We start from the raw sequence: 8,286 nt of genomic DNA, 5'->3' as shown, positions 1-8,286 counted from the left end.
CCAGATCCGTCCTGGTTCAGGCGGCGTTCTTCAACGTCGCCATGTCGATCACGAAGCGGTAGCGCACATCGTTCTTCGCCATGCGCTCCCAGGCTTCGTTGACGTTCCTGATGTCGATCATCTCGACGTCGCTGACGATGCCGTGCTCGGCGCAGAAGTCCATCATTTCCTGGGTTTCGGCCATGCCACCGATCGCCGAGCCGGTCAGGTGCTTGCGGCCGAAGATCACGCTGCCGCCGGTCAGCGGCGGGTCCAGTTCGGTCAGCACGCCCACCAGGCACATGGTGGCTTCGCGCTTGAGCAGGCCCATGTACGGATTGGTGTCATGGCTGACCGGGATGGTATTGAGCAGGAAGTCGAAGCTGCCGGCGTGCGCCTTCATCTGCGCCGCATCGCGCGAGACCAGCACCTCATCGGCGCCCAGGCGCTTGGCATCGGCGCCCTTTTCCGGGGTGGTGGTGATCATCACCACGTGCGCGCCGAGTGCCTTGGCGAACTTCACGCCCATGTGGCCGAGGCCGCCGAGGCCGATCACGCCGACCTTCTGGCCCGGGCCGACCTTCCAATGGCGCAGCGGCGACCACGTGGTAATCCCGGCGCACAGCAGCGGTGCGGCCGCCTTCAGGTCGAGGGTATCGGAGACCTTCACCACGAAGCGCTGCTCTACCACCACGTGGTCGGAATAGCCGCCGTAGGTCGGTGCGCCGCTTTCGCGTTCACGGCCGTTGTAGGTCCAGGTCGCGCCCTCGGCACAGTACTGCTCCAGGTCGTGCTGGCAGGCGTCGCAGTGGCGGCAGGAGTCGACCATGCAACCCACGCCGGCGTGGTCGCCGACCTTGAAGCGGGTAACGTTGCTGCCGACCTCGGTGACGCGGCCGATGATCTCGTGGCCCGGCACCATCGGGTAGATCGAGCCACCCCAGTCATCGCGGGCCTGGTGCAGGTCGGAGTGGCAGATGCCGCTGTAGAGGATCTCGATGCGCACATCGTCGGGACCGACCGCACGGCGTTCGAACTCATAGGGGACCAGCGGAGCGGTATGGGAATGGGCGGCGTAACCACGGGCGAGGGACATGGGGAATCCTTGGCAGGGTTTATCGAAAGGCGCTTTACAATACGCCGCGTTCCCAATGGCAAGAAGCGTGGATATCGGCATGATTCATCAAGTGAAACTGCACAATCATGGCCACTGACAACCTTTCCCACCTGGCCGCGTTCGCGGCGGTTGCCCGCCACCGCAGCTTCCGCCGCGCCGGCGCCGAGCTGGCGCTGTCGACCTCGGCGGTGAGCTATGCGATCCGCGCGCTGGAAGAACGACTGGGCGTGGGCCTGTTCCACCGCACCACGCGCAGCGTGGCCCTGACCGAGGCCGGGCAGCGCCTGCTGGAGCGCCTTCAGCCGGCGCTGGGGCAGGTGCATGACGCGCTGGAAGAAATGAACCACTTCCGTGCCGCCCCGGCCGGCCTGCTGCGCATCAACGCCACCCGGGCGGCGGTGGCGACCCAGCTGCGGCCTCGGCTTGCGCGCTTCCTGCACGCTCACCCCGATGTACGCGTCGAGCTGACCGAAAATGATGGGCTGGTCGATATCGTCGCCGAGGGCTACGACGCGGGCGTGCGCCTGCACGAATTCGTGCCCGAGGACATGGTGGCGGTGCCGATGGGGCCGCCTCTGCGTGGGCTGATCGTTGGCTCGCCGGATTACCTGCGGCGACATCCGGCGCCGCAGCATCCGCGCGACCTGGCCGCGCATGAATGCATCCGCTTCCGCTTTGCCAGCGGGCATCTGTACAAATGGCAGTTCGAGCGTAGCGGGCAAGCGCTGGAGATCGACGTGCCGGGCCGGCTGACGTTGAGCGAGCAGGGCACCGTGGTCGGTGCAGTGCTTGATGGCATCGGCCTGGCCTACGTGCTGGAAGACACCGCGCGGCCGTATATCGAATCGAGGCAGATGGTGGCGGTACTGGAAGACTGGAGCGAGCCGTTCGCCGGGTTCGCGCTGTACTACCCGAAGCAGCGGCAGATGCCCGGAGCGCTGCGCGCGTTCGTCGACATGCTGCGGGAGTGACGTGCGGTGGTGCGTATCCACGCATGGCGTGGATCTACTGCCGAACGACAGCCTCCACGCGTTGCTTGAAGCGGATCAGTAGATCCGCGCCATGCGTGGATTGGCGCCCGCGACGCAGCCAGCAATTCATTCGACCAGCGCGTCGTAGCCTTCGCCACTGAACTGGATCAGGCAGAAGCCGTGCCCGAACGGATCGGCCAGCACGGCGATACGGCCCCAGCGGCGCTCGCGCACCGGTTGCTCGAGCATCGCCCCGGCCGCGACCGCACGCATCAACGCGGCGTCGATGTCCTCCACCACCCAGTCCAGGTGCAGCGGGGTCCAGTGGCGCTCGTAGTCACGCACGTCGCCGTCTTCGGTGGCGGCGCTGCCAGCCTCGTTCTGCAGCAGATAGAGCGGTGTTGGCCCACCGAGCAGTTCCACCGCGCCGGGGCCGAGCCGACGACCGATGCGCAATCCAAACGCGGCCAGGTAGAACGTTTCGGCGGCGGCCAGGTCGGGCACGTCGATGTTGATGATGAAGTTGCGGGCAGTGGCGTTCATGGCAGTGATTTCCTGCATCCGGTGGTTGCAGTCTAGTCCCGCCACCTGTTGCTGCCGGTTCATCTCCTGCGAGGATTCGGGCAAGCTGGGCGACCTCTATCGACAAGGACTTCCATGAGCGCACTCTCTGACATCGAACAGGCCACCGGGCAGGCCTTCCCCCCTTTGTTCAAGCAGTTGCAGGTAGCAGGCCGGTTGAGCTGGGGCAGTTCGCATCCGGATTGGTCCGAGGTGGTGTTCCCGACGCTGCAGGCGGATCCACCGGTGCTGTTGTACGCCCAGGAATACGAACCGCTGGAACACGATGAGCTGCTCGAAGCGTGGCAGGAGCTGACCGCCGAGGACCACTACAATCCCCTGCGTCCCGACCTGCAGCTGCTGCCGTTCGCGCGGACCGGCGGCGGCGACAGCTACTGCTTCTGGAGCAACGCGCCCGATTCTGCCGAGCCGCCCGTCGTGCTGGTGTGGCATGACGATGATCGTGCCGATGTGCTGGCCGCCAACTACCAGGATTTCCTGTTCCGCAAGATGGTCGAAGCCGTTGCCGACTACCAAGCGCCGTATACGCTGCTGTCGCATGGCGAGCTGGCCGGCAATCTGCAGCGCTGGCTGCAGAGCCACCAGTCGTTCCTGCGCGGCGACCAGTTCGCGGCGTTGCAGCGGTTGTTCGCCCGCGTTGACGATATTGAAGAAGGAAACATCAGCGAAGACGACGCACAGGCCATCGTCGCTGATGTGATCGGCTTCGAGCGGTTGGACGAGTCGTTCGCTTACGTGCGCGAGGAAGTTTGAGCCAAGGGTCGGAGCCCCACCTGTGGTGGGGATCCGATCCCGTGCGGGATCAGCCTGCGGCCGGGTAATCGAGGTAGCCTGCTTCGCCGCCACCGTAATAGGTGCTGCGGTCGGGCGTGGCCAACGCGATGTTGCGCTGCAGGCGTTCGACCAGATCCGGGTTGGCGATGAACGGCTGGCCGAACGCGGCCAGGTCGATGGTGCCCGCTTCGACCAGCTGCAGGGCGCGTTCGCGGGTCATGCCACCTGCCAGGATGACGGTGCCGCCGTAGGCCTGCTTGAACTGCCGCAGGAACACCTCGCCCAGTACCGACTGGCCCGCCTGCAGGTTGTCGTTGAGATGCACATAGGCCAGGCCGCGCTTGCCCAGTTCCTCGGCCAGGTACAGGTAGGTGGCCTCGTTGTCGGGGTAGAACGGCATGTCGAAGGTGAGGTTGTTCGGCGCCAGGCGCACGCCGACGCGCTGCGCACCGATGCGCTGGGCCATCGCATCGACGGTCTCCAGGATCAAGCGCGCACGATTGGACAGCGAACCGCCGTAGCGATCATCGCGCTGGTTGATGAGCGGGTTGAGGAACTGTTCGAACAGGTAGCCGTTGGCGGCATGCAGTTCGATGCCATCGAAACCGGCGGCGATGGCGTTGTCGGCGCCGCGCGCGAAGTCGTCGACGATGCCGGGGATCTCTTCGGTGGCCAGCGCACGTGCCGGGGTGGGATCGGCGTGGCCGCGGCTGCCGTCGTCCAGATAGACGAACGAAGTGTTCTTCGGTGCACTGGCGACCGGCCGGGTACCGGCGCTTACCGGTTGGCCACCGTCGGGCTGCAGCGAGGAATGCGACATGCGGCCGACGTGCCAGAGCTGGGCGAAGATCGTGCCCTGTGCGGCATGCACCGCCTCGGTGACGAGCTTCCACCCGGCGACCTGCTCGGCCGACCAGATACCCGGCACGTCGATGTAACCCTGGCCCTGCGGCGAGACCGGGGTGCCTTCACTGATGATCAGGCCGGCGCTGGCGCGCTGCCGGTAGTACTGCGCGGTGAGTTCATTGGCCACCGCGCCGGGGTTGCGGGCACGGGTCATCGGGGCCATCACGATGCGGTTGCGCAGGGCGGTGCCTGCCAGATCGAAGGGGCGGAACAGGGCGGCGGTCATGTCGGTCATCTCGGTGCGGGGGGAGGCGCCAGCGGCGCGATGCACACAGGATGGAGTTGACATGCAGGCGCATAAAGCGCTTCGATCTCCCTAGATGCGGGACGATTTGTCCCCAATGGAGCGCGATAGATGCTGCCGCTGGAATCATTGAATGGCCTGGTCACGTTCGTTACCACGGCCCGCTCAGGCAGCTTCACCGAGGCTGCCGACGCGCTGGGCATCTCGCGCTCGGCGGTGGGCAAGGCCATCGCCCGGCTGGAAGCGCGGCTGGGCGTGCGCCTGTTCCACCGCACCACGCGGCGCATCGCGCTGACCACCGACGGCGAAGCGTACTACGCATCGTGTGCGGCGGCGCTGGAAGAAATCTCCGCCGCCGAGGCCTGCCTGGGGTCGGCCGGCCTGCCCAGCGGACGGCTGCGCATCGACATGCCATCCTCGTTCGGGCGCCTGGTGGTGCTGCCGGTGCTGCTGCGCCTGTGCCGGCAATACCCGGACCTGCAACTGACGATGACCTTCACCGATCACTTCGTCGATCCGGTCGAAGAGGGCATCGACCTGCTGATCCGCTTCGGCGGATTGCACCAGGCCGAACATCTGGTCGCGCGCCGGCTGGGTCGCCAACGACTGGTCACCTGCGCATCGCCGGAGTACCTGCGGGCGCATGGCGTGCCGGGCAGCGTGGAGGAACTGTCGCAGCACCGCAGCATCGTTGGTTTCCGCCACGGCCAGCCGGTGGCGTGGCGGATCGGCAGGGATGATGCCGAGGGAACGTTCATCCCGAATGCGACCTACCAGCTCAACGATGGTGACGCGGTGATCGATGCGGCCATCGCTGGGCTGGGCATCTGCCAGATGCCCGTTTCACTGGTGCGCCGTCATCTGGAATCCGGCGCGCTGCAATCGGTGCTGGATGCGCACATGCAGCGGCATATCGACATCCATGCGCTGTGGCCACCGACCCGCCACCTGCGGCCGAAGGTGCGCTACGTGGTGGATGAGCTGGCGCGGTTGGCGGGTGAGGGATTGTTCGATTGAGCTGGCCACGATTGAGTTCCTGCTGGCTGCTTGTATACTATCCCCCAGTATAGTTCCTGGGTGGTTCGCCATGCCGCACTCCCCCGAAGAGAAGAAGAAGGTCCTGGCCCGCGTGCGCCGCATCCGCGGCCAGTGCGATGCGCTTGACCGCGCGCTGGAAGCCGGCGCCGACTGCGGGCCGGTGCTGCAGCAGATCGCCGCCATCCGTGGCGCGGTCAACGGCCTGATGTCCGAGGTGATGGAGGCCCATCTGCGCGAGGAATTCGGCCAGCCCGCTGCCTCCGACGAGCAACGCGCCGAACGCGTGCGCGACATGAGCGCGTTGATCCGCTCGTACCTGAAATAAACGACGGCGCAACATGGCGCCGCCCATCCTGTCATTGCCTGTCCCTGGAGAAGCCATCATGAAGTCCCGTGCCGCCGTCGCCTTTGGTCCCGGCCAGCCGCTGCAGATCGTCGAGATCGACGTCGCCCCGCCGAAGAAGGGCGAAGTGCTGGTGAAAATCACCCATACCGGTGTCTGCCACACCGATGCGTTCACCCTGTCCGGCGATGACCCGGAAGGCCTGTTCCCGGTGGTGCTGGGCCATGAAGGCGCCGGCATCGTGGTGGAAGTGGGCGAGGGCGTGACCAGCGTCAAGCCGGGCGACCACGTGATTCCGCTGTATACCGCCGAGTGCGGCGAGTGCCTGTTCTGCAAGAGCGGCAAGACCAACCTGTGCGTATCGGTGCGTGCCACCCAGGGCAAGGGGGTGATGCCCGACGGCACCAGCCGCTTCAGCTACAACGGCGAGCCGCTGTATCACTACATGGGCTGCTCGACCTTCAGCGAATACACCGTTGTGGCCGAAGTCTCGCTGGCGAAGATCAATCCGGACGCCAACCCGGAACACGTCTGCCTGCTCGGCTGCGGTGTCACCACCGGCATCGGCGCGGTGCACAACACCGCCAAGGTGCAGGAAGGCGACAGCGTGGCGGTGTTCGGCCTGGGTGGCATCGGCCTGGCGGTGATCCAGGGTGCGCGCCAGGCCAAGGCCGGCCGCATCATCGCGGTGGACACCAACCCGTCCAAGTTTGAGCTGGCGCGCGAGTTCGGTGCCACCGACTGCATCAACCCGAAGGATTTCGACAAGCCGATCCAGCAGGTCATCGTTGAAATGACCACCTGGGGTGTGGACCACAGCTTCGAGTGCATCGGCAACGTCAACGTGATGCGTGCGGCGCTGGAATGCGCGCACCGTGGCTGGGGCCAGAGCGTGGTGATCGGCGTGGCCGGTGCCGGGCAGGAGATCTCCACCCGCCCGTTCCAGCTGGTGACCGGCCGCAAGTGGATGGGCACTGCCTTCGGTGGCGTGAAGGGCCGCAGCCAGCTGCCGGGCATGGTCGAGGACGCGATGAAGGGCGACATCGAACTGGCCCCGTTCGTCACCCACACCATGGGCCTGGACAAGATCAACGATGCCTTTGACCTGATGCATGAAGGCAAGTCGATCCGTTCGGTGGTCCATTACTGAGCCGCAGCGTGGGCTGGTTCGATGCCTTGCGCAGGCCGCGTGCGGAAGATCCGCGCGCGGCCCTGGTTGATCCGATCGAGCAGGCGTTGCGCGTGCTGGGTTGGGTCGAAGGCGTCGTGGGTCCGCCGCGCGCAGTGGACTCACCCTTCGGCATTGATGAAATGCCGTTCGAGCACTGGCTGGCGCAGGTGTTCCTGCCGCGCCTGCACGAAGCCCGCGCCGATGGCCAATGGCCACCGCGCAGTGACGTGGCGGTCGCAGCGTACCGCAACCTGGACGGCCAGCCTGGTGTCGAACCGCTGCTGCGCCTGCTGTCGCAGCTGGATGAGTTGATCAACACACGTGACGGCTGACGCCGGCACGCAGGAGAGTTCCATGGAACGTATTGAACACCGCGCCTGTTTCGGCGGTTGGCAGGATGTTTACCGCCATCGTTCGACCACGCTGGGCTGCGACATGCAGTTCGCCGTGTACCTGCCGCCGCAGGCGGAAACGCAGAAGCTGCCGGTGCTGTATTGGCTGAGCGGGCTGACCTGCACCGAGCAGAATTTCATCACCAAGGCCGGTGCGCAGCGCTATGCAGCCGAGCACAGCGTAATCATCGTCGCGCCGGATACCAGCCCGCGCGGTGATGACGTGGCCGATGCCGAGGGCTATGACCTGGGCAAGGGGGCGGGGTTCTACCTCAACGCCACCCGTGCACCGTGGGCGAAGCACTACCGCATGCATGACTATGTGGCGCAGGAACTGCCGGCGCTGATCGAGGCGAACTTCCCGGTCACCGGCGCGCGTGGCATCAGCGGCCACTCGATGGGTGGCCATGGTGCGCTGGTGATCGCGCTGCGCAACCCGGGGCGCTACCGCAGTGTGTCGGCGTTCTCGCCGATCGTCGCGCCCAGCCACGTACCGTGGGGGCAGAAGGCGTTCACGGCTTATCTGGGCGACAACCCAGCCGACTGGGCGCAGTGGGACGCGTGTGCGTTGCTGGCGACGGCCAGCGAGCGCCTGCCGTTGCTGGTCGACCAGGGCGAGGCGGACGAGTTCCTGCAGACCCAGCTGCAGCCGCAGCGCCTGCAGGAGGCCTGCGCCGCAGCCGGCCATCCGCTGACCCTGCGCCTGCAGCCGGGCTACGACCACAGCTACTATTTCATCGCCAGCTTCATCGGCGAGCACGTCGCCCAC

Annotated in this window: 10 protein-coding genes; 7 read left to right on the top strand and 3 right to left on the bottom strand. The window is 66.1% G+C overall.

What is annotated here, in order from left to right; translation table 11 throughout:
- Positions 1–16: 16 nt before the first annotated feature.
- Entirely contained in the window at positions 17–1,075 is a 1,059-nt protein-coding gene (locus tag N5E02_RS19115) for an NAD(P)-dependent alcohol dehydrogenase (protein ID WP_061479602.1), read from the bottom strand.
- 107 nt (positions 1,076–1,182) lie between these two features.
- Between N5E02_RS19115 and N5E02_RS19110 the strand changes: the two genes are divergently transcribed.
- Positions 1,183–2,067 (top strand): LysR family transcriptional regulator, encoded by an 885-nt coding sequence (locus N5E02_RS19110; RefSeq protein WP_065185382.1) that lies wholly within the window; start codon positions 1,183–1,185, stop codon positions 2,065–2,067.
- A gap of 126 nt (positions 2,068–2,193) precedes the next feature.
- Here N5E02_RS19110 and N5E02_RS19105 read toward each other — a convergent pair whose 3' ends face one another.
- Positions 2,194–2,610 (bottom strand): VOC family protein, encoded by a 417-nt coding sequence (locus N5E02_RS19105; RefSeq protein ID WP_134970498.1) that lies wholly within the window; start codon positions 2,608–2,610, stop codon positions 2,194–2,196.
- Between the two features lie 114 nt (positions 2,611–2,724).
- On the opposite strand from N5E02_RS19105, the gene N5E02_RS19100 reads away from it, so the two are divergent.
- Positions 2,725–3,402, top strand: coding sequence for an SMI1/KNR4 family protein (locus tag N5E02_RS19100; protein WP_065185380.1), 678 nt, complete (start codon positions 2,725–2,727; stop codon positions 3,400–3,402).
- A gap of 49 nt (positions 3,403–3,451) precedes the next feature.
- On the opposite strand, the gene N5E02_RS19095 is transcribed toward N5E02_RS19100, so the two are convergent.
- Positions 3,452–4,555, bottom strand: coding sequence for an alkene reductase (locus N5E02_RS19095; RefSeq protein WP_279946614.1), 1,104 nt, complete (start codon positions 4,553–4,555; stop codon positions 3,452–3,454).
- Between the two features lie 129 nt (positions 4,556–4,684).
- Here N5E02_RS19095 and N5E02_RS19090 point away from each other — a divergent pair, with 129 nt between their 5' ends.
- The 5 genes from N5E02_RS19090 to fghA all read left to right on the top strand — a co-directional run.
- Positions 4,685–5,590: a LysR family transcriptional regulator gene (locus tag N5E02_RS19090; protein ID WP_053500579.1), complete on the top strand. Its 906-nt coding sequence runs from the start codon at positions 4,685–4,687 to the stop codon at positions 5,588–5,590.
- Between the two features lie 70 nt (positions 5,591–5,660).
- A complete protein-coding gene (gene frmR, locus N5E02_RS19085; RefSeq protein ID WP_005411009.1) occupies positions 5,661–5,936 on the top strand; it encodes a formaldehyde-responsive transcriptional repressor FrmR in 276 nt (91 codons plus the stop codon).
- A gap of 58 nt (positions 5,937–5,994) precedes the next feature.
- The gene (locus tag N5E02_RS19080) at positions 5,995–7,104 is read left to right on the top strand and encodes an S-(hydroxymethyl)glutathione dehydrogenase/class III alcohol dehydrogenase (RefSeq protein ID WP_053500575.1); all 1,110 of its coding nucleotides are present in this window, start codon (positions 5,995–5,997) and stop codon (positions 7,102–7,104) included.
- An 8-nt stretch (positions 7,105–7,112) separates the two neighbouring features.
- Entirely contained in the window at positions 7,113–7,457 is a 345-nt protein-coding gene (locus N5E02_RS19075) for a YqcC family protein (protein ID WP_005419244.1), read from the top strand.
- A 22-nt stretch (positions 7,458–7,479) separates the two neighbouring features.
- On the top strand, positions 7,480–8,286 hold an 807-nt coding region (gene fghA, locus N5E02_RS19070; protein ID WP_279946613.1), incomplete at its 3' end, for an S-formylglutathione hydrolase.

This window comes from Stenotrophomonas sp. GD03777 (assembly GCF_029842485.1).
In the GTDB taxonomy this organism is placed as follows: domain Bacteria; phylum Pseudomonadota; class Gammaproteobacteria; order Xanthomonadales; family Xanthomonadaceae; genus Stenotrophomonas; species Stenotrophomonas sepilia.
The sequence above is the reverse complement of the archived record's forward strand: the minus strand, read 5'-3'. Positions and strand labels throughout refer to the sequence as shown.

Coding starts and splice junctions, on each gene's coding strand:
- N5E02_RS19115 (WP_061479602.1), bottom strand. CDS start 1,075: ATGTCCCTCGCCCGTGGTTACGCCGCCCATTCCCATACCGCTCCGCTG.
- N5E02_RS19110 (WP_065185382.1), top strand. CDS start 1,183: ATGGCCACTGACAACCTTTCCCACCTGGCCGCGTTCGCGGCGGTTGCC.
- N5E02_RS19105 (WP_134970498.1), bottom strand. CDS start 2,610: ATGAACGCCACTGCCCGCAACTTCATCATCAACATCGACGTGCCCGAC.
- N5E02_RS19100 (WP_065185380.1), top strand. CDS start 2,725: ATGAGCGCACTCTCTGACATCGAACAGGCCACCGGGCAGGCCTTCCCC.
- N5E02_RS19095 (WP_279946614.1), bottom strand. CDS start 4,555: ATGACCGCCGCCCTGTTCCGCCCCTTCGATCTGGCAGGCACCGCCCTG.
- N5E02_RS19090 (WP_053500579.1), top strand. CDS start 4,685: ATGCTGCCGCTGGAATCATTGAATGGCCTGGTCACGTTCGTTACCACG.
- frmR (WP_005411009.1), top strand. CDS start 5,661: ATGCCGCACTCCCCCGAAGAGAAGAAGAAGGTCCTGGCCCGCGTGCGC.
- N5E02_RS19080 (WP_053500575.1), top strand. CDS start 5,995: ATGAAGTCCCGTGCCGCCGTCGCCTTTGGTCCCGGCCAGCCGCTGCAG.